Annotated in this window: 23 protein-coding genes and 2 pseudogenes; 12 read left to right on the top strand and 13 right to left on the bottom strand. The window is 69.9% G+C overall.

The genetic code is table 11. The annotated features are described in order from the left end of the window. Nucleotides 1-66: 66 nt before the first annotated feature. Nucleotides 67-1161, bottom strand: coding sequence for a CU044_5270 family protein (locus OG953_RS28080; protein ID WP_405687728.1), 1095 nt, complete (start codon nt 1159-1161; stop codon nt 67-69). Between the two features lie 16 nt (nt 1162-1177). Continuing rightward, nucleotides 1178-1477: an RNA polymerase sigma factor gene (locus OG953_RS28075; protein ID WP_405687726.1), complete on the bottom strand. Its 300-nt coding sequence runs from the start codon at nt 1475-1477 to the stop codon at nt 1178-1180. A gap of 3 nt (nt 1478-1480) precedes the next feature. Between OG953_RS28075 and OG953_RS28070 the strand changes: the two genes are divergently transcribed. The 6 genes and pseudogenes from OG953_RS28070 to OG953_RS28045 form a co-directional block, all read left to right on the top strand. Beyond that, a complete protein-coding gene (locus tag OG953_RS28070; protein WP_405687725.1) occupies nt 1481-2242 on the top strand; it encodes a hypothetical protein in 762 nt (253 codons plus the stop codon). Next, on the top strand, nt 2200-2628 hold the full coding sequence (locus tag OG953_RS28065) for a hypothetical protein (RefSeq protein WP_405687724.1): 429 nt from the start codon (nt 2200-2202) through the stop codon (nt 2626-2628). The genes OG953_RS28070 and OG953_RS28065 overlap by 43 nt, the downstream gene beginning before the upstream one ends. A 205-nt stretch (nt 2629-2833) precedes the next feature. Then, complete coding sequence (locus tag OG953_RS28060) at nt 2834-3223, top strand: peptidase inhibitor family I36 protein (protein ID WP_405687723.1); 390 nt, start codon at nt 2834-2836, stop codon at nt 3221-3223. 206 nt (nt 3224-3429) lie between these two features. Then, complete coding sequence (locus OG953_RS28055) at nt 3430-4587, top strand: acyl-CoA dehydrogenase family protein (protein WP_405687722.1); 1158 nt, start codon at nt 3430-3432, stop codon at nt 4585-4587. 19 nt (nt 4588-4606) lie between these two features. After that, entirely contained in the window at nt 4607-5482 is an 876-nt protein-coding gene (tesB, locus tag OG953_RS28050; protein ID WP_405687720.1) for an acyl-CoA thioesterase II, read from the top strand. Between the two features lie 71 nt (nt 5483-5553). Next, a pseudogene (locus tag OG953_RS28045) lies at nt 5554-5691 on the top strand (cation transporter); the annotation flags it as partial. Nucleotides 5692-5731: 40 nt separating this feature from the next. Here OG953_RS28045 and OG953_RS28040 read toward each other — a convergent pair. The 10 genes and pseudogenes from OG953_RS28040 to OG953_RS27995 all read right to left on the bottom strand — a co-directional run bounded on the left by OG953_RS28040 (nt 5732) and on the right by OG953_RS27995 (nt 14688). After that, the gene (locus OG953_RS28040; RefSeq protein WP_405687719.1) at nt 5732-6511 is read right to left on the bottom strand and encodes a phosphatase; all 780 of its coding nucleotides are present in this window, start codon (nt 6509-6511) and stop codon (nt 5732-5734) included. Nucleotides 6512-6610: 99 nt separating this feature from the next. Then, nucleotides 6611-8125, bottom strand: coding sequence for a DUF6056 family protein (locus OG953_RS28035; protein WP_405687717.1), 1515 nt, complete (start codon nt 8123-8125; stop codon nt 6611-6613). A gap of 96 nt (nt 8126-8221) precedes the next feature. Continuing rightward, nucleotides 8222-9670 carry a glycosyltransferase gene (locus OG953_RS28030; RefSeq protein ID WP_405687716.1) on the bottom strand — a complete coding sequence of 483 codons (1449 nt, stop codon included), beginning with the start codon at nt 9668-9670 and terminating at the stop codon, nt 8222-8224. Nucleotides 9671-9886: 216 nt separating this feature from the next. Next, entirely contained in the window at nt 9887-10492 is a 606-nt protein-coding gene (locus OG953_RS28025; protein WP_405687714.1) for a TetR/AcrR family transcriptional regulator, read from the bottom strand. Between the two features lie 263 nt (nt 10493-10755). Continuing rightward, nucleotides 10756-11706 (bottom strand): ATP-binding cassette domain-containing protein, encoded by a 951-nt coding sequence (locus tag OG953_RS28020; RefSeq protein WP_405687712.1) that lies wholly within the window; start codon nt 11704-11706, stop codon nt 10756-10758. A 25-nt stretch (nt 11707-11731) separates the two neighbouring features. Next, a pseudogene (locus OG953_RS28015) lies at nt 11732-11851 on the bottom strand (ABC transporter ATP-binding protein); the annotation flags it as partial. Nucleotides 11852-11902: 51 nt separating this feature from the next. Then, entirely contained in the window at nt 11903-12166 is a 264-nt protein-coding gene (locus OG953_RS28010) for a hypothetical protein (RefSeq protein WP_189274189.1), read from the bottom strand. Between the two features lie 74 nt (nt 12167-12240). Continuing rightward, nucleotides 12241-12690 (bottom strand): hypothetical protein, encoded by a 450-nt coding sequence (locus OG953_RS28005; protein ID WP_405687710.1) that lies wholly within the window; start codon nt 12688-12690, stop codon nt 12241-12243. Between the two features lie 120 nt (nt 12691-12810). Continuing rightward, nucleotides 12811-13104 (bottom strand): helix-turn-helix transcriptional regulator, encoded by a 294-nt coding sequence (locus tag OG953_RS28000; protein WP_405692107.1) that lies wholly within the window; start codon nt 13102-13104, stop codon nt 12811-12813. Nucleotides 13105-13455: 351 nt separating this feature from the next. Then, nucleotides 13456-14688 (bottom strand): DUF418 domain-containing protein, encoded by a 1233-nt coding sequence (locus tag OG953_RS27995; protein WP_405687709.1) that lies wholly within the window; start codon nt 14686-14688, stop codon nt 13456-13458. A 327-nt stretch (nt 14689-15015) separates the two neighbouring features. On the opposite strand from OG953_RS27995, the gene OG953_RS27990 reads away from it, so the two are divergent. From OG953_RS27990 to OG953_RS27975, 4 genes are read left to right on the top strand one after another with little or no spacing between them, the layout of a single operon-like run. After that, nucleotides 15016-16638 carry a carboxyl transferase domain-containing protein gene (locus OG953_RS27990; RefSeq protein WP_405687708.1) on the top strand — a complete coding sequence of 541 codons (1623 nt, stop codon included), beginning with the start codon at nt 15016-15018 and terminating at the stop codon, nt 16636-16638. Between the two features lie 13 nt (nt 16639-16651). Further along, a complete protein-coding gene (locus OG953_RS27985; protein ID WP_405692105.1) occupies nt 16652-18739 on the top strand; it encodes an acetyl-CoA carboxylase biotin carboxylase subunit in 2088 nt (695 codons plus the stop codon). Further along, the gene (locus tag OG953_RS27980; RefSeq protein WP_405687706.1) at nt 18736-19674 is read left to right on the top strand and encodes a hydroxymethylglutaryl-CoA lyase; all 939 of its coding nucleotides are present in this window, start codon (nt 18736-18738) and stop codon (nt 19672-19674) included. The genes OG953_RS27985 and OG953_RS27980 overlap by 4 nt, the downstream gene beginning before the upstream one ends. Before the next feature lie 29 nt (nt 19675-19703). Beyond that, nucleotides 19704-20870 (top strand): acyl-CoA dehydrogenase family protein, encoded by a 1167-nt coding sequence (locus tag OG953_RS27975; RefSeq protein ID WP_405687705.1) that lies wholly within the window; start codon nt 19704-19706, stop codon nt 20868-20870. A 29-nt stretch (nt 20871-20899) separates the two neighbouring features. Here the strand turns inward: OG953_RS27975 and OG953_RS27970 are convergent, their stop codons facing one another. Next, complete coding sequence (locus tag OG953_RS27970) at nt 20900-21451, bottom strand: GNAT family N-acetyltransferase (RefSeq protein WP_405687703.1); 552 nt, start codon at nt 21449-21451, stop codon at nt 20900-20902. A gap of 95 nt (nt 21452-21546) precedes the next feature. On the opposite strand from OG953_RS27970, the gene OG953_RS27965 reads away from it, so the two are divergent. Together OG953_RS27965 and OG953_RS27960 are read left to right on the top strand one after the other, a co-directional pair. Beyond that, nucleotides 21547-22188 carry a GNAT family N-acetyltransferase gene (locus tag OG953_RS27965; RefSeq protein ID WP_405687701.1) on the top strand — a complete coding sequence of 214 codons (642 nt, stop codon included), beginning with the start codon at nt 21547-21549 and terminating at the stop codon, nt 22186-22188. After that, nucleotides 22185-22544, top strand: a complete 360-nt coding sequence (locus OG953_RS27960; RefSeq protein WP_405687699.1) for a hypothetical protein — start codon at nt 22185-22187, stop codon at nt 22542-22544. The genes OG953_RS27965 and OG953_RS27960 overlap by 4 nt, the downstream gene beginning before the upstream one ends. Nucleotides 22545-22605: the final 61 nt, after the last annotated feature.

Raw genomic sequence — 22605 nt, 5'->3', positions numbered from 1 at the left:
GGCCCACAGCAAAGGCGTACCGGGGACGGGGCTGTTCGGGCCGCGCGAGTGTGCGGGGCTGCCGTGTTACGCCGTCGTCGGAGCGGGAGTCTCACCGGGACGGTCGACCGCGGCTCTGGTGAGGACCGCGGAGGTGCCGACAACGGTTCCGGCCGGGCCGGCGTCGCCGGATTCGGTGAGGACCGTGCGCTCGCCGAGGAACGCGTACGTGGCCCGGTCGAAGACCCACTGCGTCTGCTGCCCGTGTGCCATACGGGCGACGGCGACGCCCTCGCGTCCCGCCGCGTCGGTGGCCGCATCGATCACCGTGACTCCGGGGATCTTCGCGGCGGCCTGGTAGAGCGCGGCGCCAACCTGCGGGGGTGCCCAGGTCTCGGCCAGCAGGTCGCCGATCGCGGTGAATGCCCGCTGGTCCGGGTCCTGGCCCTGCCCGTGGGTCTCGTCCCGGATCAGCTTCAGCAGGGCGTCCGGGTCGGTGGGCAGCGACGCGACGTACTCGTGCGTCGGGTCGCTGATCGACGCGGCCTTCTTGTGTGCGGTGCGGGGCCGGGGTGTCGCCCCTCGGCCGTCGAGGCCGTAGACCGGTGCGTCGCCGCCGAGCGAGGAGTCGGGCTCGCCCTCCTCGCGCAGCAGGCCGGGGCGGCTGCCGTCGGCGGACAGCCACACCTGCCGCGTGTGCGCGGGAGGCATGGTCACCTCGCCGCCCCCGGCGCTCTGCCCGGCGAAGGCGACCTTGCTCTCGATGTACACGAACTGGTCGGCGCGGACCGTCGGTTGCTTCTGCCCGGCGGCGGCGAGTGCGATGCGGTCGAGGAGCTGTGCCGCTTCGGACGTGCCGGGGGTGCGGCCGCCCGGGGCCGCGGTGGTGCCGTGCCCCGGCGCGTCCGCGAGGTTCACCACCACGACGCCGCCGACCGCCAGGGCGCAGGCGGCAGCGGGCACCATGACCCGGACCAGACGTCGGCGCGGGCGCGAGGCCCGAGGGGTGAGGCCGCCACACGGTTCGGCGACGACGGCCTCGCGCAGCAGCGCTTCCTTCAGCAGCAGTTCACGGTCGGGATCCAGGCCGGGGACCGACGGCGGGGGCAGCAGTGCGGTGAGGCCGGGACCTTCGGTCTCCTCGGACCGGTGGTACGTACGGCGCCGCGAGGTGAAGTTCATCCGTGGTTCTCCTGGGTCAGCAACGGGGCCACGGGGGTGCGGCCCGGCAGTGGCTTGTCGGGGTGGTGGTGGCGGTGGTCGCGGCGGGGGCTCTGTTTCCCGCCGCGGGTGGCCGTTCGGTTCCGGCCCGCGTGTCCCGCGTGCGTGTGGCGCGGGTTTCGGCCTCGGTGAGCTCGCGCAGTCGGGTACGGGCGCGGGACAGGCGCGACCGGACGGTGCCGACCGCCACGCCGAGCGCCTCGGCCGCTGCCGCGTAGTCCAGGCCGGCCCACACCACGAGGGTGAAGACCTCCCAGTCCCGGCGCGCGCAGTGCAAGTCATGAACAGTTCTTCCGTATCCCGCCGGAGCGCGCTCCGGACACTCGCTCTCGCCGTCGCCCTGGTCGGCAGCACGACGCCCGCGTGGAACACCGCCGCCTTTGCCGCGGAGCCGGCGACGTACACCCTCACGATCAATCACCTCGACCGCACCGGCCACAAGACGGCGGACTACACCACCCACGTCACCGGAGTCTCCGGGCCGGGTGCCGACGAGGCCGTCCAGCCGTACGACGCCTCCGGTACGACCACCGTGCGTCTGCCCAAGGGCCGGTACCTCCTGGACAGCGCCCTGACCACCGGCACGGCGGCAAACGGCACGGACTGGGTCGTCCAGCCGCGCCTCGACCACGACACCACCATCACCGTCGACGCGCGGACCACCGCCCCTGTCGACGTGACTCCGCCCGACCGCTCCGCAGGTTTCCGGCACAGCGTGATGTTCGTCCAGGTCAAGCACGACGGCGCGGTCCGGACCGCCAACCTCGTCAACGGCACACCGAACCTGCGCGTCGACAACGCCGTCTTCGGCCCCGCCCTCACCGACCGCCCCGGCGTCGTGCGCGACGGCGACCGGCTCGCCGTCGATGTCCCGCTGCTCGCCGACGGCGACGGCCACGTGCCGTCGTCACTGTCGTACGACACGGCGTCGACCACCCTGCACCGCAACGGCGTGCGCGTCGGGACGAAGACCGGCACCCCGGAAAGGCCGGGTTCACCGTGGAGCCGGGGCGCGCGGCGTACCGGCTCACCAGCACGGTGAAGCGCGGCGGCGCGCCCAGCGTCGCCACGCGGGTGACCACGTCGTGGACCTTCGCCTCGGACACGACGAGGGGTCCGGTCCCGATGCCGGTGAGCGCCGTGCGTTTCTCGCCCGAACTCAGCCCGACCGGCACCGCGCCGGCGAACGAGACGCTCCGTGTCCCGGTCACCGTGCTGGGCGCCGCCGCGAACGGACGCGCACGTTCGGTGGCGGTCTCGGTATCCGTGGACGGTGGCACTTCGTGGACCCGGGTCCCGGTCGAGCGGGGCGCCGTCGAGATCCACAACCCGCGCGCGGGCACCGGCGTCTCTTTGCGCGCCGCGCTGACCGACACTGATGGGAACACCCTCACCCAGACCGTCATCGACGCCTACCGCACTCGGTGATCCCGTAAAGCCTGCCCCCATGACCCCGTGGTCCGGGCAGGGCGAACGGCGAACGTGCGCGCCGGTGTACACAGGGGCGCCCGAACCGTGACGCACGCTTCGGGCGCCCCTCCCTCCGCCCTGGCTTCTGCGGCAACAGCCGTGACACGATGGTGATCACCGAGAGTACCCACTTCATCACACATGGGAATGAAGGGACTTCGCCATGAACCGCATCGCCGCGCTCACCGCCACCTCGGTCGCCTTGACCCTGGGGCTCGGCGCCGGACCCGCCGCAGCCACAGCAGCCGAGAACGCCGCCGTCGAGAGCGCCAGGGCTTCCTACAGCTGCAGCCCCGGGTACTTCTGTATCTACAGCGACTGGAACGGGGGCGGCACCCGCTGCCAGTGGTCGGACAAGAAGCGGGCGAATACCGCCGACGACTGCTCCTTCATCCAGCGGGGCCAGAACGTCCGCTCCGTGTGGAACGCGACCGGGCACCGCGTTCAGTACTACACCCAGACCAATTACAACGCCCGGGTCGGATCCACCCCTGCCGGAAGCGGCGGCAATCTCCAGGGGAGCTACCAGATCCGCTCCTTCAAGCCCCAGTAGGCCAGTAGGGAAGACAGCGCGATGCGCCCTTCACGGCCGGTGGCCGCGAAGGGCGCATCGGCGTCCGCGGCCGGACGCTCCGCGCGGGCGTGCTGAGCATCACCCTGGACAGCCTCGGTGACCGCCGGGTAACTTTTGACCAGGACTGAGCAAGCGCTTAGCCAGTCCGGCCGAATCCCGCCCGAAGCTGACCAAGGAGGCACCCCGTGCGCCGTACGGTATTCAACGAGGACCACGAGGCGTTCCGGGAGACCATCCGCGCCTTCATCGAGGCCGAGGTCGCCCCCGTCTACGACGAGTGGTTCGCTGCCGGCCAGGTGCCCCGCGACTTCTACTACAAGCTCGCCGAGCTGGGCATATTCGGCATCGAGGTGCCGGAGGAGTTCGGCGGCGCCGGGGTCGAGTCCTTCAAGTTCGAGGCGATCATCTCCGAGGAGTGCGCCCGCGCGGCCGTCAACTTCGGTGGCTCCGGTGTGCACGTCCTGCTCTGCCTGCCGTACATCAAGGCGTACGCCACCGAGGAGCAGAAGAAGCGCTGGCTGCCGGACTTCGTCACCGGCAAGACGATGTACGCCATCGCCATGACCGAGCCGGGCACCGGTTCCGACCTGGCCGGTATGAAGACCACGGCCAAGCTCTCCGAGGACGGCACGCACTACATCCTCAACGGCGCCAAGACGTTCATCACCGGTGGCGTCCACGCCGACCGGGTCATCGTCTGTGCCCGCACCGCCGCCCCGAAGGAGGACGACCGCCGCTTCGGTATCTCCCTCCTCGTCGTCGACACCAAGGCCGAGGGCTACTCGGTCGGCCGCAAGCTCGACAAGCTGGGCCTGCGCACCTCCGACACCGCCGAGCTGGCGTTCGTCGACGTCAAGGTGCCGGTCGAGGACCTCCTCGGCGAGGAGAACAAGGGCTTCTCCTACCTCGGTCAGAACCTGCCGCAGGAGCGCCTCGGCATCGCCGTCGGCGCGTACGCGCAGGCCAAGGCCGCAGTCCGGTTCGCCCAGCAGTACGTCGCCGAGCGCACTGTCTTCGGCAAGACCGTCGCGTCCTTCCAGAACACCAAGTTCGAGCTGGCCGCCTGCCAGGCCGAGGTGGACGCCGCCGAAGCCGTCTGCGACCGCGCCATCGAGGCCCACGACGCCGGTGAGCTGACCGCCGCCGAGGCCGCCTCCGCGAAGCTGTTCTGCACCGAGGTCGCGCACCGCGTCATCGACCGCTGCCTCCAGCTGCACGGTGGCTACGGCTACATGAACGAGTACCCGATCGCCCGCCTGTACGCGGACAACCGGGTCAACCGCATCTACGGCGGCACCAGCGAGGTCATGAAGTCGATCATCGCCAAGTCGATGGGCCTGTAAGAGCGGTTACGTTCCCTCCATGAGCTCAGCACTTGGCTCCCTGCTCGATCTGCTCGACCTGGAGCAGATCGAGCGGGACATCTTCCGGGGTACGAGCCGTTCGGCGGTCGTGCCCCGCGTCTTCGGCGGCCAGGTCGCGGCCCAGGCCCTGGTCGCCGCAGGCCGTACAGTCCCCACTGAGCGCACCGCCCACTCCCTGCACTCGTACTTCCTGCGGATGGGCGACCCGGGCGCGCCGATCGTCTACAGCGTCGACCGCATCCGTGACGGCCGTTCCTTCACCACCCGCCGGGTCGTCGCCGTCCAGCACGGCCAGCCGATCTTCCATCTCTCGGCGTCCTTCCAGACGTACGAGGAGGGCCTGGAGCACCAGGCGGACATGCCGCCCGCCCCGGACCCGGAGACGCTGCCCACGGCCGCACAGATGCTGCCCCGGTACGCGGACCGCTTCAGCGATCCGGGTGTCGTGGACCGGCTGATCGAGGCGCGGGCCGCCGTCGACCTGCGGTACGTGGACGCGCCGCCCTTCGGCACGGTCGGCGAACCGCGCGAGCCCCGCTCCCAGGTGTGGTTCCGCACCAACGGCAAGCTCGCGGACGACCCGCTGCTGCATGTCTGCATGGCGACGTACGTCTCCGACATGACGTTGCTCGACTCGGTGCTCCTCGCCCATGGGCGCGGTGGCTGGGCGGTCGGCGATGTGGTCGGGGCGAGCCTGGACCACGCGATGTGGTTCCACCGTCCCTTCCGGGCCGACGAATGGCTGCTGTACGACCAGGAGTCGCCGTCCGCGTCCGGCGGGCGCGGGCTCGGTCAGGCCCGTATCTACACGCAGGACGGCCGGCTGGCGATCACCGTCATCCAGGAGGGCGTGGTCCGCGTCCCGAAGGGCTGAACAGGCCACGGTCCGTCAATTCGGACATACTCCCCACCATGAGGGCCGAGAACAGCGCAACTGGTGGGGAGCAGATCGAGTGGGCCTGCGAGGAGGCCGAGGAGCAGTTGCGGGAGCGGTATCCGTCGATCCGCCGGGTCTATCTGGATCCGACGCCGGGGCTGGGCCGGCAGCGCCGGGCAGCCGGTTCGCGCCCGCCCGGCGGATGAGCATCGGGCGCCGGATCAATCGGCGCCGGACGAGTCGGCCTCAGATCAGCCCCGCCGCGTCCAGCAGATAGTCCGTCAGCGGGTCGTAGAAACGCGGGTCCAGCACATGGTCGTCCAGCGGTACGGCCACCTGGAGCGTCCCCTCCGCCTCGCCGAGGAACAGCGCCGGGTCGTTGCAGTCCGCGTACCCCATCGCGTCCAGCCCGCGCTGCGCCGCGCACCCCGCCCACCCGTGGTCGGCGACCACCAGGTCCGGCAGTGGCCGGCCCTCCCGCTCCAGACCGTCCAGGATCGCGGCCATCGGGGCGGGCGAGTGCGTGTGCCAGAGCGTCGCGCCGCGCTCCTGCACCGCGACGTCCGCGAACTGGAACACCATGCCCTCGTCGGCCACCAGCCCCGAGGGAATCCGGACGATCTCGCATCCGGCCTCCCGCAGCGCCTGAGCGGTCTGCCGGTGCACATCGAGGAGCCCGCCCGGATGCCCGGTGGCGAACAGCACCCGCTCCGCCCCCGCCGCCGCCTTCCGCAGCCGTGCCGCCATCCGCTCCAGGGCGTCGACCGTCAGCTCCGGGTCGATGGTGTCCTGCCCGAACCGGTGCTCCGGGTCGTCGCTGACCCCGCAGCGCTCGGCCATTACGGCCAGCACGTCCTGCTCGTCGCGCCACCGGTCCCCGAGCTCCAGGCCCAGCCAGTAGTGGCGGTCGCCGTTGGCGAGCTTGCGGTAGTGGGAGAGGTTGTTGTCGCGGGGTGTGGCGACGTCTCCGGCGATACGCGTACGGACGAGGTGTTCGACGAGGGCGGCACGGCTGGGTATCGGCATGAACCCATTGTGCCGTCAGGTGTGCGCAGTGTGCCGGGTGTCTTGCACGACGGACGGGCCGGCTGCCCGGCGAAACGCACGGACCGGCCCGTCGGCCGCTCAAGGAAGCCGGGTCGAGTACGTGACCTTCTTGAGGTGGTAGTACTTGGCGACGCACTGCCCCGGCCACACCTTCCGGCCCTGATTGCCGAACGGCTCCACCATCCCGCTGACCGACACCGGTGTGTACGGAAGCACCTGGGTGCCGCGCGCCGCCTGGGCCCTCAGCAACCGGTCCTGCCGGTCCCAGCGCTGTGCGCGCACCTCCATCTTCTGTTCCAACTGGAGCAGCGGAACGGCAAGACCGGCACAGGCCACAGCGCACACGGCACCTGCGGCCACCGCCGTCACCGCGCGGATCCCCCACCGGCAGGCACGCAACCCCCGTCCCAGCAGGGCGCCGACGGCGACCAGGAGCATCACGTACAGCAGGAGGAAGTCGCCCCAGAGGCGCGACGCGGTAGCCACGCTCTTCCCGAAGGCCGGGTAGGCGATGACGGTGCAGAGGTACCCGGAGACCAGAAAGGCGAGGAATCCGACGAGGACCGCGAGGACCGCGAGGAGGGGCCTGCGCCGCAGGGGCCCGCCCGGTCCCTGCTCACCACCGCGCACCATCAGTCCCAGCAGTACGCCGACGGCGACCGCTCCCAGGTACTGCCAGGTCGTGAAGATCGTCCCCAGGATCTCCCCGAACGCCCGCAGCGCCGCCGTCAGCACCTCCGGGCCGAACACGGAGGCGGTGTCGGCGCCGAACCGCTCACGCCGGGCGCGTGCGCCGGGCGACACGTACAGGATGACCGCCCCGACCACGACCCCGGCGAAGGCGACCACGCACCAGATACGCGCATGGGTCCGGCCGGAACCGGGAAGGGCCCAGCAGCTGATCAGCAGGAGAGCGGCGAGCACGACGAGCACGACGACCGACGTCTCCTCCGACAGTGTGCCGATGAAGACCCCGCCCACATATGCGATGCCCAGCGCGAAGGCTCGTCCCCACCCGGTCCGTGCGCGCAGCAGGGGGATCACGGCGGCGCAGGCCAGTACCGGTGCGACGGTGTGCGACACGGAGGAGGCGGGCCAGTAGAACGCCTTGTAGGTGTTGGCTGTCGCGAGAAAGAAGACCGCCGCCGTCATCGCCGCCACGAGCAGTGCGAGCCCGCGCGGCCCGCTCAGTCCGGCTCTCTTGAGCACCGAGGCGGTCAGCAACCAGAGGATGCCCAGCATGAGCACCCCGCTGACCAGGGCGAACCATCGTTGCCCCGCGACGCCGTACGCCCCGTACGCGACGACCAGCAGTGCGTTGGCAATACGTCCGTTGTCGTGGAGGAAGAATTTCGCGATCATCCCGGAGACGCCCTCGTCCCGTACGACCGGAAGGAAGCACCAGTCGTCCCCTCCCGGGCGGACGAGGCGGCCGATCCAGAAGGCCGCGCCGAGCAGGGCGAGCGGCAGCAGGGCGAGGGCCGCCGTCCAGATCGTCGCCCATCGCCGTGAGAGGCCGGGGTGCTTCTCCGGTTGGTGGGATTTCTCGTTCTCCTGCTGTGTGCCAGTGGTTTTCGCGGTGTCAGCGGTCATGTGCGCTGCTGCCCTTCGTACGTTGCTCGCGTCTTGCGCGCCGAGAGGTTCAGGCGGTGTGGGATCGAGGTGTGGTGTGTCCGGCACGGCTCCCGGTCAGACGGCACGTTGCCGGGCCAGGGCAGCACCGGAGTCGATGGCCCAGCGGGCGAGCAGGAACGAGAAGGGAGTGGCGAGGATTCCCGCGGCCACGGCAGCGATGTTCTTGTCCATGCCCAGCCTGCTGACGCCGAGGTAGAGCAGGGCGCCGGTGAGAACGAGATTGACGATGCTCGACAGGGGGTACCGGGCGAAGGCGTGCCAGGTCGGCTTCGTACGGCAGGTGATGTACGAGTTGAGAAGGAACGATCCCACGATGCTGGCCGCATATCCGACGACATGCGCGGCCAGATAGGGAATCCAGGTGTTCAGCGAGGCGTACACCGCCAGATACACCGCCGTATTGATGGTCCCGAGCATCGCGAAAATGACGAACTGGCGTACGGTGCGGGACCTGGCGGCCCCGAGCGCGGTCGCCCCGGCGTGCCCCGCCATCGGTCTCTCGACCACGGGTGCGGGCGAAGCGGCATGGACCTCGTCCGGCGTATCGGGTGGAATATCGACCGGGAGAACGTTCGGGAATTCGTTCGTTTCGCGCACCACGTAGTGCGGACGGCGTTTCGACTCGCTGTAGATGCGTCCCACATATTCGCCGATGACGCCGAGCGTGGCGAGCTGGATGCCGCCGAGCGCCACGACGGCGGTCAGCAGGGTGGTGTAGCCGGGTACGGCGACACCGTGCAGAACAACGTCGGCGATGATCCACAGGGCGTATCCCAGTGCCGCCAGCGCGAGGGCGAGGCCGGCGTGGATCGCCAGGCGCAGTGGACGGCTGTTGAAGGAGATCAGTCCGTCGATCCCGTAGTTGAGCAGGCGCCTGCTTCCCCACTTCGAACTCCCGGCCGCACGCTGGATGTTCCGGTAGGTGAAGCTGACGGTGTCGAAGCCGACCCAGGAGAAGATCCCCTTGGAGAACCGGTTGGTCTCGGGCAGCGCGAGTACGGCGTCCACGGCGGTGCGCGACAGCAGCCTGAAGTCGCCCTCGCCGTCGACGACCTCGACGTCCATGCACCGGCCCATGGCCCGGTAGTAGGCGGCGCTGAGAAAGGTACGCAGGGCACCTTCACCCGTCCGGTCCCGCCTCGCGACGACCTGGTCGTACCCGTGCTGCCGCAACTCCAGCATGCGGGGGAGGAGTTCGGGCGGATGCTGGAGGTCGGCGTCCATGAGCACGACGGCTTCGCCGCGGGACATGCGCAGCCCCGCGAGCATGGCGGCCTCCTTGCCGAAATTGCGGCTGAAGGAGGTGTATCGGACCCGTCGGTCCGCGGTGGCGAGCGAGCCGATCCGGGCCCTGGTCCGGTCGCTGCTGCCGTCGTCGACATAACAGATCTCGAAGGTCCGCCGGGTCGGTTCGAGGGCGGAGACCAACGCACGGTGAAATGCCTCGATCACCTCGTCCTCATTGAAACAGGGGACGACGATCGAGACCTGACATGTTTTCATTTAATTTCCCCATCAGGCGTGGGCGAGACAGCTCAAACCATATGCCTGTGGGCCACCGCGACACTCCGACCGATGGAGCTCGCCGAGGAAAAGGAAGGGAAATTGAGGGAACACCTCTTCCCTCTCGTAATAATTCATATATTCAAAGGCCGGGCAGAAATTACGAAACCCGGGCAGAAATCACGCCGATCCCGCCGACGGGCCCATGGCCAGGCCCTACGCGCGGGCCGCCGCCTCGAACGCCCCGCGCGCCAGCCGGTGCAGCAGCGCCGCCGTGTCCGCGCGGTCCGGCTGCGCGTCGGGGCGACCCAGGTGCGGGGTCGAGTTCAGGAGGCCGAAGACGGCATGAACGGCGGCGCGGGCCTCGTGCTCGGGCAGGTCCGGATACAGCTCACGGACCACCTCCACCCACACCTCGACGTACTGCCGCTGAAGCTGTCGGACCCGCTTGCGGTCGGTGTCCCGAAGGCGGTCCAGCTCGCGGTCATGGAGGGTGATCAGGGGGCGGTCGTCGAGGGCGAAGTCGATATGGCCCTCGATGAGCGCGTCGAGCAGGGCCTGCGGGGATCCGTCCTGGCAGGCCGCGTCCTCCGACACGCGCAGCTGCCCGCCCGCCAGCAGTCGCTCACTGATGCCGACCAGCAGCTCGGCGAGCATCGCGTCCTTGCCGGGGAAGTGCCGGTAGAGGCCGGGGCCGCTGATCCCGACGGCGGCACCTATCTCGTCGACGCCGACACCGTGGAAGCCGCGCTCGGCAAAGAGGCGGGCAGCCTCCTTGAGGATCTGCTCGCGGCGAGTGGGGGCGTCCGTCCTGGTGGTCATGGATTCGATTCTAGACAGTCGGGTTAGCGAACGTTAACCGGATTGCAACGTGTCAACGCGCTTTGACCGAGTCGAGGGGTGCCCGACCATCTCGCCGCACGGATGACGCACACGCACAGCGGACCGTACGGAACACCGTGTGCATCTTGCTGCGACCATCCGGTCGGCATCGTCGCCACCATCGGCATCCTCCACGACGGACGGGCAGCCGCAGGGGGACGCGGAGTGCTCAGCCGCAGCCGGCGTCCATCCACACTCCTCGCTCACGGGGCGTCCCGGCGCCCGTACACGTACGCCCCGGCGCACGCCAGAACTGCAGCGAACACGCAGAACACCAGCAGCCCGGTCCCCGGCGTCAGGTCCGTGCCGACCAGCGACCGTACGAACCCGGCGTCCTGACCCGTGGGTTCCGCAACGAGCATGGCCGCGCGGGCGGCGCCGAACGGCAGCCAGTCCGCGATCCCGCCGAGGCCCGGCACCATGCCGAGGGTGATGCCTGCCAGCCGCTCGCCCACCTCCAGCGACTGCGCCTGCTCGTCGAGCCAGTGCAGCGCGATGCCGTGTGCTGCGGCGAGGTCACCCACTGCGAAGCGGTCAAGCCCGGTGATGCTGACATGGCCCGGGCTTGCGGACTCCACCGCCGCACCCTTTGCCCGCGCCAGCGACATCAGTTCCTCGGTGCGCGGGGTCTGCCCGTTCACCCGCGAGCCGATGCGCTCCCGGACGTTCGCGATCGAGGCCGCGGTCAGTACTCTGCCGCGCGCCATCACGACGATGTGATCGGCCATGTGCTCCATCTCGGTGAGCAGATGGCTCGAGACCAGCACCGCGCGCCCCTCCGCCGCGAGCTCGCGCAGCAGATCGCGCAGCCATCGGATGGAGTGCGGATCGAGACCATTGGCCGGTTCGTCGAGGATCAGCACCGGTGGATTTCCGAGCAGCGCCTGCGCGATACCCAGCCGCTGCGCCATCCCGAGCGACAGCCCGCCGAGCCGTACCCTGGCCGTGGCTGCCAGTCCTACCTTGACCAGCAACTCGTCCACCCGGCTGTCCGGCACACCCACACCCGCCGCGACCATCCGCAAATGGGCTCCGACCCGGCGTCCGGGATGCCCGGCGACACCCCCCAGCACGGCCCCCACCACGGTTGCGGGCGAACGCCACTCGGCGAGCGGCCGACCCGAGGTAGGCGGTTCGGCCTTCTCCCCGGACAAGGCCCAGCATGACTCGGATGGCCGTCGTCTTGCCGGCCCCGTTGGTGCCGAGGAATCCGGTCACCGTACCGGCGGACAGTGACAGCGACACACCGTCCACAACCGCTTTGCCGGCGTAGCTGCGCCGCAGGTCCGTCGCCTGCATCAGCGGTTCGGTGTTCGCCCTCGTCGCGTGAATCCGTGCCGGGGCGGGGAATCAGCCATGGTTCGCCCAGAATACGGCACCCATGATCAAGAGGATTCCGACCCCGAAGACGGCACCGATTCCAGGGTTTCTGCGTTGCACGGCGGTTCGACCCAGCATTCCGACAACCGGGATCCAGCCCGCTGCATAGACGATCCAGGCGGTTCTCCCCATCGACGGGCTGTCATCCATCTTGAACAGCACCCATGCCACGAAAACAAAAAGTGCCGGAGCGGCCCACAAATTACGCTCGACCACTTCCTGACGTTCCGACAACGAAACCCTCCTGGATCAATGCGGACGCGACCCCCTCCCTCGTTGGAGGGGGTCGCGATCTTCCTACGGATGTTCTAGAAATGGCTGATCAGATACGAGATGACCTCGTCGATCACATAGGCGGGCGCCGCCTTGATGACCCACTTCAGCGGGTTGAAGTTGGACAGGCTGTCGACCCACTTCTTGAAGGCCTTGCGACCCTTCTTCGCCGCCTTGATCGCGGACTTCCCGTATTTGCTCTTGACTATCTTGTCGACCAGCTTCTTGGCCGCGCCGCTGATGCCCTTCGTGCCGACATCGGTCTGCGTACCGAGAGGTGCCGCTCCACTGTTCGCGTCGGCCGCCGCGCCGGCGTTCGACACACCGGCGGTCAGCGCGACACCGGTCGGAGCCGTCTGCACGGCCGAAGCGGTAGACGCAACCCGGGAGCGGCTGGTGTCCGTCGCCGACGCCGCCGGGGCCGCGACACCGAGCGCGAGTACCGCCGTGAGCGCGGCAGCGGTCATACGCATCTTGTTGTGCATCAATACTCCTCCTGCTCACCAGGAGGCACGACGATTCAAGGAGCGGTTCCTGAAACACCATGCCCTGGCCGGAATTTCCGGCCGGCGAGAAGGGGTCTTCAATGCTCCCGACGTTTCCCACTATTGGACCTTGGGGAGGTGACCCAAAGGGCATTGCCCCACAGGGCAGATCAGCTCGTGATGGGCGTATGCGAACAACGCGGCTTCCAGCCGGGAGGGCACGCCAACTTTTCCCATGATGCTGGTCAAATGAGCTTTTACGGTACGTTCCGCAATGCCGAGCCGTCGGGCGATCACTCGATTTCCAGCGGCTCCCCCGATCAGTACGAGAACCTGACGCTCACGACCGGTCAAAAGCGGAGCCCCTGCCGGATCTCCAGGCACGGAACCGGCCCCCGTTCCAACGACAGCCATGCGCGACTCCGCACCCGTTTCCGAGGCATCCTGCGTGGTCAAATCAGATACACCTCCCCCATGGAGCACCACGAGCGGCGCTCCCCGCACACCCTAAGACATCTATTCGCACTAGGAAAGGGGAAAGCAAAATAATTGAGCAGGCACCCGGCATGACCAGGCCGACCAGCCAGCCACCAAAGGGTGATGACTAAAAGCTTTGGCCAAAAATCACCCAACCCCGCATGTGCCTTCAATGCTTTGCAAACAAATGGATGAGCAAACTCCACTTGTCGCGCCGAAGGCGCCCCGCGCCGGCGGATGCAGCCGCGCAGCGTCCGGTCACAGCGCCCCATGCGATGCCCCTCCCGTTCAGCGGCCTCCCGCCGCCTTCGTGGGCCGCGCCCACAGCGTCACCGCGCGCAGCAGCCATTCCACGGGCCCGAGCCGGTGGCGCCGCATCAGCCACCCGCTGAGCACGAGCTGACAGGCGTAGAGCACGAGCGCCCCGCCGACCGCCGCCGCCGCGCCCGTGCGGCCGTACAACCCCAGGCCGTACCCGGAGAAGACGAGAGCCATGACGAGGGACTGGGTCAGGTAGTTGGTCAGCGCCATCCGCCCGGCGGGCGCGAAGAGCCGGGCCGTCGCGGCGCCGCTCGGAGTGGTGAACCACAGCAGCAGCCCCGTGGCGTACGCGGCCGAGAGCGCCGGGGCCGCGGCCAGACCGACTGCCAGGCCGAACAGTTCCCAGCGCTCCGGCAGCGGCCCCGCCGTCCCGGCCGCGGACAAGACCGCCCCGGGGACTCCGATGGCGAGACCTGTCAGAAAGATGCGGCGCAGCCGCGCCCGGTCGGCGAGCGCGGCTGCGCCGAGCCACTGCCGCCGGCCGGCCACGAACCCCACGAGGAAGGCGGCGACGACATATCCGCCCATCAGCGGAAGGGCTGCCACTGTGTCGGGCAGTGCCCTGATGTTGGCGCCGACGACCTCGGTGAAGCCACCCCTGTAGGCGGCGGTCAGATCGGCCTTCACTGCGGCGGATTCGCTCAGGTCACCGGGATCGAACAGTGCGGCGCCCAGACCGACGAGCAGCAGGAACCCTCCGGCGACGCCGTACACCCAGAGCGCCGCCCGCCAGGCCTTCGCGGGCCCGGCGTTCCGGGCGGCCAGCAGGACCAGTCCGCACAGGGCGTACATCATGAGGATGTCGCCGGTGTAGAGCAGCACCGCGTGCGCGAGCCCGAGCACGAACAGTCCGGCCAGCCGCCGTGACATCCGCGGTACGAAGCGCGCCCCGGCGCGGGCGGCCGAGTCCACCTGAAGAGTGAAGCTGTAGCCGAAGAGGAAGGAGAAGAGCAGGTAGAACTTCGACTGCGCGAGGAGAACGACCAGCCATTCCACGGCCCCGTCCGCCGCGTGCACATGCGCGAGCCCGCCCCTGACACCCGGAGGCCCGGCCGTCGTCAGGACGTTCACGACCAGGATCCCGGCAAGCGCGAACCCGCGCAGGGCGTCCACTTCGAGGATGCGCGGCCGCTCGGTCACCCCCCTGGCCGTTCCCCTGCCCACCCCTCGCACCGACCGCGACTGCGACTGCTGCGTCATCTGCTGGTTCCCCCCACCCGATCGGCCGTCGGCCGTCACATGTCCCCGGCCATGACGACCGGAGCCCCCACACACGCCAGGCAACTCGCTCGGTCACGGCCCCCGTCGAACCGCGACCGGTGCCGCTCCGGGTCGGGGAGCGGCGCGGGTCATTATTCCGGGTCCACCGCGCGCCCTGCCCTCTGCGGGACGTACGTGACCGATACCTGCCGGAACCACTGCGAGCACCGGCAGAGCGGCCTGGACAAGGCTGTTAGCGGTCGTTAACCTGAAGTCGGGCGTTAACGCTCATTAACCACTGCGGTACGGGCAAGGGGGCTCGACACGATGCAGCAGGCACCGGTGCTGGCGAGCGCGGCCGATCCCGCCTCCGAGGCCTGGCAGGCCAACGAGGCGGCGCATCACGCGCTCGCCGACGAGCTGCGCAAGCGGCTCGCCACGGCCAGGCTCGGCGGGGGTGAGAAGGCCCGCGCCCGGCATGTGGCGCGCGGCAAGCTGCTGCCCCGGGACCGGGTGGACACATTGCTGGACCCCGGGTCGCCCTTCCTGGAGCTGGCGCCGCTGGCGGCCGAGGGGCTGTACGGGGGCGCCGCCCCGGCGGCCGGGGTGATCGCCGGGATCGGCCGGGTCAGTGGCCGGGAGTGCGTGATCGTCGCCAATGACGCGACCGTCAAGGGCGGCACGTACTACCCGATGACCGTGAAGAAGCACCTCCGCGCCCAGGAAGTGGCGCTGGAGAACCGGCTCCCTTGCCTGTATCTCGTCGACTCGGGCGGGGCGTTCCTGCCGATGCAGGACGAGGTCTTCCCGGACCGGGAGCACTTCGGGCGGATCTTCTTCAACCAGGCCCGGATGTCGGGGGCCGGGATTCCGCAGATCGCGGCGGTGCTGGGCTCGTGCACGGCGGGCGGGGCATACGTCCCCGCGATGAGCGACGAGGCCGTGATCGTCCGCAATCAGGGCACGATCTTCCTGGGCGGTCCGCCGCTGGTGAAGGCCGCCACCGGCGAGGTCGTCACGGCCGAGGAGCTGGGCGGCGGCGAGGTGCACTCCCGCACATCGGGGGTGACCGACCATCTCGCCGAGGACGACGCACACGCGCTGCGGATCGTGCGGAACATCGTCGCCACGCTGCCGGAGCGCGGCGCGCTTCCGTGGTCGGTGCAGCCGGTCGAGGAGCCGAAGGTCGATCCCGCCGGGCTGTACGGGGCCGTCCCGGTCGATTCCCGGACGCCGTACGACGTACGGGAGGTGATCGCCCGGGTGGTGGACGCCTCCCGGTTCGCCGAGTTCAAGGCGGAGTACGGGACGACGTTGATCACCGGCTTCGCCCGTATCCACGGCCACCCGGTCGGGATCGTCGCCAACAACGGCATCCTGTTCTCCGAGTCCGCCCAGAAGGGCGCCCACTTCATCGAGCTGTGCGACCAGCGCGGTATCCCGCTGGTCTTCCTGCAGAACATCTCGGGCTTCATGGTGGGGCGGGACTACGAGGCCGGCGGCATCGCCAAGCACGGCGCGAAGATGGTCACGGCCGTCGCCTGCACCCGTGTGCCGAAGCTGACCGTCGTGGTCGGCGGGTCGTACGGGGCGGGCAACTACTCGATGTGCGGGCGGGCCTACTCACCGCGCTTCCTGTGGATGTGGCCCAACGCGAAGATCTCCGTCATGGGCGGCGAGCAGGCCGCCTCCGTCCTCGCGACGGTCAAGCGCGACCAGCTGGGCGACGACTGGAGCGCGGCGGACGAGGAGGCCTTCAAGGCCCCGATCCGCGAGCAGTACGAGACCCAGGGCAATGCGTACTACGCCACGGCCCGGCTGTGGGACGACGGTGTGATCGACCCGGTGGAGACCCGGCAGGTGCTGGGGCTCGCTCTGACCGCTTGCGCCAACGCTCCACTTCCCCAAAGGGACCCCGCAGCACCCGGCTTCGGCGTCTTCCGGATGTGAGGAACAGATGACGATGTTCGACACCGTTCTTGTCGCCAACCGCGGCGAGATCGCGGTACGTGTCATCCGTACGCTGCGCGAGCTCGGCGTCCGCTCGGTCGCCGTCTTCAGCGACGCGGACGCGGAGGCCCGGCATGTACGGGAGGCCGACACGGCGGTACGGATCGGGCCCGCGCCCGCCTCGATGAGCTATCTGAGCGTGCCCGCGCTGCTGGACGCGGCCCGCCGCACCGGCGCGCAGGCCGTCCACCCCGGGTACGGATTCCTCGCCGAGAACGCGGGCTTCGCGCGGGCGTGCGCGGAGGCGGGGCTGGCCTTCATCGGTCCGCCCGCCCAGGCCATCTCGCTGATGGGCGACAAGATCCGGGCCAAGGAGACGGTCGCGGCGGCCGGGGTCCCGGTGGTGCCGGGCTCGTCCGGGAGCGGGCTCACCGATGCCCAGCTGGACACCGCAGCCCGCGAGATCGGTACGCCCGTACTGCTGAAGCCCTCGGCGGGCGGCGGCGGCAAGGGCATGCGGCTGGTACGGGACGAGGCGCTGCTCGCGGACGAGATCGCGGCCGCCCGGCGCGAGGCACGGGCCTCGTTCGGCGACGACACGCTGCTCGTGGAGCGGTGGATCGACCGGCCCCGGCACATCGAGATCCAGGTGCTGGCGGACGCCCACGGCAACGTGGTCCACCTCGGCGAGCGCGAGTGCTCGCTCCAGCGCCGCCACCAGAAGATCATCGAGGAGGCGCCGTCCGTCCTGCTCGACGAGGAGACCCGGGCGGCGATGGGCGAGGCGGCCGTCCAGGCGGCCCGCAGTTGCGGATATGTGGGCGCGGGCACGGTGGAGTTCATCGTCCCGGGCAACGACCCCGCCTCGTACTACTTCATGGAGATGAACACCCGCCTCCAGGTCGAACACCCGGTCACCGAGCTGATCACCGGCCTGGACCTGGTGGAGTGGCAGCTGAGGGTCGCGGCGGGCGAACAACTTCCTTACGAGCAGCAGGACATCAAGCTCACCGGCCATGCGATCGAGGCCCGGATCTGTGCGGAGGACCCGTTCCGCGGCTTCCTGCCGTCCGGTGGCACGGTGCTCGCGCTGCACGAGCCGCAGGGCAACGGCGTACGGACGGACTCCGGGCTCGGCACGGGCGGCGAGGTCGGCAGCCTGTACGACCCGATGCTGTCGAAGGTCATCGCGTACGGCCCCGACCGCGCCGCAGCCCTGCGCCGACTGCGTGCGGCGCTCGCGGACACGGTGATCCTCGGCGTCCCGACGAACGCCGGCTTCCTGCGCCGGCTGCTCGCCCACCCGGCGGTGGTGGCGGGCGATCTGGACACCGGTCTGGTGGAGCGCGAGGTGGCCGGGCTGGTGCTGGAGGGGGTGCCGGAGGAGGTGTACGCGGCGGCGGCGCTGCTGCGGCAGCCCTCCCCGGTGAGCGCCTCCCCCGTGGACGGCTCCGGCTGGGTGGACCCGTTCTCCGTGACGAGCGGCTGGCGGCTGGGCGGCACCCCGGCCCGGACGGTGCGCCACTTCCGGCTGCCGGGCCACGACCCGGTACAGGTGTCACTGCGCTCCTGCCCGGCGGGCACCGAGCTGACGTTCGGCCATGTCGGGGAGGGCGCACAGCCGCCGGAGCCCGCGACGGGCGCCTGCGGCCCACTGGCCCCGATGCCCGGCGGCAAGGAGACGGCCAGGCTGATCGAGCTGTCCCCGCACCACCTCACGCTCGAACTCGCCGGTGTCACCCACACGTTCACCCATGCCGCGTCCCCGGAGGGGACCTGGCTGGGCCGCGACGGCGACACCTGGCACGTACAGGCTCACGATCCCGTGGAGGCGTCGTTGGCCGGCGCCGCCCGTTCCGGGGCGGACACGCTCGCCGCGCCCATGCCCGGGACCGTCACCGTCCTGAAGGTGTCGGTCGGGGACGAGGTCGTGGCCGGTCAGAGCCTGCTCGTCGTCGAGGCGATGAAGATGGAACACGTCATCTCCGCCCCGCACGCCGGGACCGTGACCGAACTGGATGTCACCGCCGGCGCCACGGTCGCCATGGACCAGATCCTGGCCGTGGTGACGCCCGCCGAAGCTCCCGGGGAGGACGCATGACACCCCGCACCCTGCCCATGACCGTGCCCGCCCAGGATCTGCCCCCACGGGTACGCATCCACGAGGTCGGCGCCCGCGACGGGCTGCAGAACGAGAAGGCCGTCGTACCGACCGAGGTGAAGGCGGAGTTCATCCACCGTCTGGCCGCGTCGGGCCTGACCAGCATCGAGGCGACCAGCTTCGTGCACCCGAAGTGGGTGCCCCAACTGGCCGACGCGGAGGATCTGTTCCCCCGCCTCGACGACATCGAGGGCGTCGCCCTGCCCGTACTCGTACCGAACGAACGTGGCCTGGACCGGGCCCTGGCGCTCGGCGCCGGCCGCATCGCCGTGTTCGGCTCGGCGACCGAGACGTTCGCCGCCCGCAATCTCAACCGCACCGTCGACGAGTCGCTCGCCATGTTCGAGCCGGTCGTCGCCCGGGCCAAGGCCGACAAGGTGCATGTCCGCGGCTATCTGTCGATGTGCTTCGGCGACCCGTGGGAGGGGCCCGTCCCCGTCCACCAGGTCGTCCGCGTGGCCAAGGCACTGATGGACCTCGGCTGCGACGAACTCTCCCTCGGCGACACCATCGGCGTCGCCACGCCCGGCCATGTGCAGGACCTGCTCTCCGAGCTGAACGAGGAGGGCGTGCGCACCGACACCATCGGCGTGCACTTCCACGACACGTACGGCCAGGCCCTCTCCAACACCCTCGCCGCGCTCCAGCACGGTGTGACCACCGTGGACGCCTCCGCGGGCGGCCTCGGCGGCTGCCCGTACGCGAAGAGCGCGACCGGCAATCTCGCCACCGAAGACCTCGTGTGGATGCTCGACGGCCTCGGCATCGAAACCGGGGTCGACCTCGACGCGCTCACCGCCACCAGCGTGTGGCTCGCCGAACAACTGGGCCGACCCAGCCCGTCCCGTACCGTCCGCGCGCTCTCGGTGCGATAGACCCAGTCCCACAAGGAGTGACACCCACCATGTCCCTGGACCACCGGCTGACCGCCGAGCACGAGGAACTGCGTCGCACCGTCGAGGAGTTCGCGCACGATGTGGTCGCCCCGAAGATCGGCGACTTCTACGAGCGCCACGAGTTCCCGTACGAGATCGTGCGCGAGATGGGACGGATGGGCCTGTTCGGGCTGCCGTTCCCGGAGGAGTACGGCGGGATGGGCGGCGACTATCTCGCGCTCGGGATCGCCCTGGAGGAGCTGGCCCGGGTCGACTCGTCCGTGGCGATCACGCTGGAGGCCGGGGTCTCGCTCGGCGCGATGCCGGTCTACCACTTCGGTACGCAGGAGCAGAAGCAGCAGTGGCTGCCGAAGCTCTGCTCGGGCGAGGCGCTCGGCGCGTTCGGCCTGACCGAGCCGGACGCCGGCTCGGACGCGGGCGGCACCCGCACGACGGCGGTGCGCGACGAGGCCACGGGCGAGTGGGTGATCAACGGCTCCAAGTGCTTCATCACCAACTCCGGTACGGACATCACGGAACTGGTCACGGTCACGGCGGTGACCGGCCACAAGGAGAACGGCGCCCCGCTCATCTCCTCGATCATCGTGCCGTCCGGCACCCCCGGCTTCACGGTCGCCGCCCCGTACTCCAAGGTCGGCTGGAACGCCTCGGACACCCGCGAACTGTCCTTCGCCGACGTCCGCGTGCCCCTGGAGAACCTGCTGGGCGAGGAGGGCCGCGGCTACGCCCAGTTCCTGCGCATCCTGGACGAGGGCCGGATCGCCATCGCCGCCCTGTCCACGGGCCTGGCGCAGGGCTGTGTGGACGAGTCGGTGAAGTACGCCAAGGAGCGCCAGGCCTTCGGCAGGCCTATCGGCGCCAACCAGGCCATCCAGTTCAAGATCGCGGACATGGAGATGCGGGCCCATATGGCCCGCATCGGCTGGCGCGACGCGGCGTCGCGCCTGGTGGCGGGCGAACCCTTCAAGAAGGAGGCTGCGATCGCGAAGCTGTACTCGTCGACGGTCGCGGTGGACAACGCCCGCGAGGCGACCCAGATCCACGGCGGCTACGGCTTCATGAACGAGTACCCGGTGGCCAGGATGTGGCGCGACTCCAAGATCCTGGAGATCGGCGAGGGCACGAGCGAGGTGCAGCGGATGCTGATCGCGAGGGAGCTGGGGCTGCCGGCCTGACGGTCACCGGCCATGGGCCGGGTGGGCGATCAGCTCGTCGCGCCCGGCCACTCCTCGCGGAGCATTCCGAACAGCACGGTGTCGTACCGCTTGCCCGCCACCAGCACGGTGGCCCGGCGTCGGCCCTCCTCACGGAAGCCCGCCTTGGTGAAGGCGCGGACGGCCCGCTCGTTGCCGCTCCAGGTGTCCAGCTCGATCCGGTGCAGCCCGAAGACCCCGAACAGGTGCCCCACCAGCAGCCGCAGTGCGTCGGAACCGTGGCCGCGGCCCCAGCGGTCCCTGGCGCCGATGGTGACGCCCACGGTGGCCAGCCCGGCGAACGGGTCCAGGTCCCGGTAGTCCACCATGCCGATCACGGCGCCGTCGGCGAGGTCCTCGACCGTGAAGACGGCGGACTCCCTCGGGTTCAGCCGCAGCATCGTCTCGAAGCCGAGCTCGACGGCCTCCGCCGTGACCGGGCCGAAGCACGGGTTGCCGCCGGTGGCCCAGTGCACCACCTCCGGATCGTTGCGCCACCGGAGGTGATGCTCCGCATCCTCCGCGCGCAGTGCGCGAAGCCTTACCAACTCGCCTTCGATCATGCACAGATCATAGATCCGGGGTGGTCGGCGGTGATCTCGGAGCCGGTCGCGCAATTCGTTCGACAGCGCGCGGGCCCGAGCGGCAGATTCCGTACATGAAACCGCAGCACTGGCCCCTGTACGGGCTCCGCCTCCGCACGCCGCGCCTGGAACTCCGTCTTCCCGACCTGGAGTTGCTGGACGATCTCGCGTCGGTCGCCGCCGACGGGGTGCACCCGCCGGCCGACATGCCGTTCACGGTCCCCTGGACCGACGCGTCGCCCGCCGAGCGCGGCAAGGCCGTGTTCCAGCATGTGCTGGCCACCATCGCCAACTGGTCCGTACGGGACTGGGCACTGAGCCTCGCCGTGCTGCACGAGGGCAAGGTGGTCGGGCGACAGGACGTGATGGCGAAGGACTTCGCCCTGACCGGTGAAGTCAGCACCGGCTCGTGGCTGGGTCTGGCCCATCAGAGCCAGGGCATCGGCACCGAGATGCGGGCCGCCGCCCTGCACCTCGCCTTCGCCGGTCTCGGGGCCCGGACCGCGGTCTCGGCCGCCATGACCGACAACCCGCGCTCGCTGGGCGTTTCACGCCGGCTCGGATATCTGCCGGACGGACTGGAGGTCGCCGCGGTACGGGGTGCGCCCGTCACTCTGCAGCGGCTGCGGCTGGACCGTGCCCGCTGGGATGAGAACCGGGCCGTCGAAGTGACGGTCGAGGGGCTCGACGGCTGCCGGGAGGAATTCGGGGCATGACGCTGACGGTGCATACGTTCATCTACGACGAGGACTGTCGGTCGCATCTCCTCGACGACCCCGAGGACGGCAGCAACACGGCCGGGACCGAGGTCTGCCGGACCACGCTGTGGGGGTCGAAGGCCGCACGGGCGCTCGGCGCCCGGTTCTTCCCCGAGCCGGCCACCGGCAACCTGCACGTGGAGCCGGAGGACATCGACGGCTTCCTCGAAGAGTGCGAGCTGCTGCACCGGAACGCCGCGACGCCGGCCGGAGGCGGCGGCGACCGGCGGGACTACGTGACGGCCCGGCCGGCCAACATCACCGCCGCGGCCCTGCGCGCCCGGGCCGTGGGCGGCGGGGTGCTCGTCTGGTGAGCGGCCCGGGGGCACCGTCGAATATTCAATGAGGTTAGGCTGACCTTCCTTCAAACATACC

The sequence above is a fragment of the Streptomyces sp. NBC_00057 genome (assembly GCF_045041165.1).
Lineage (GTDB): Bacteria > Actinomycetota > Actinomycetes > Streptomycetales > Streptomycetaceae > Streptomyces.
Note: the sequence above shows the minus strand (reverse complement) of the source record. Positions and strands in the feature narration are given on the sequence as shown.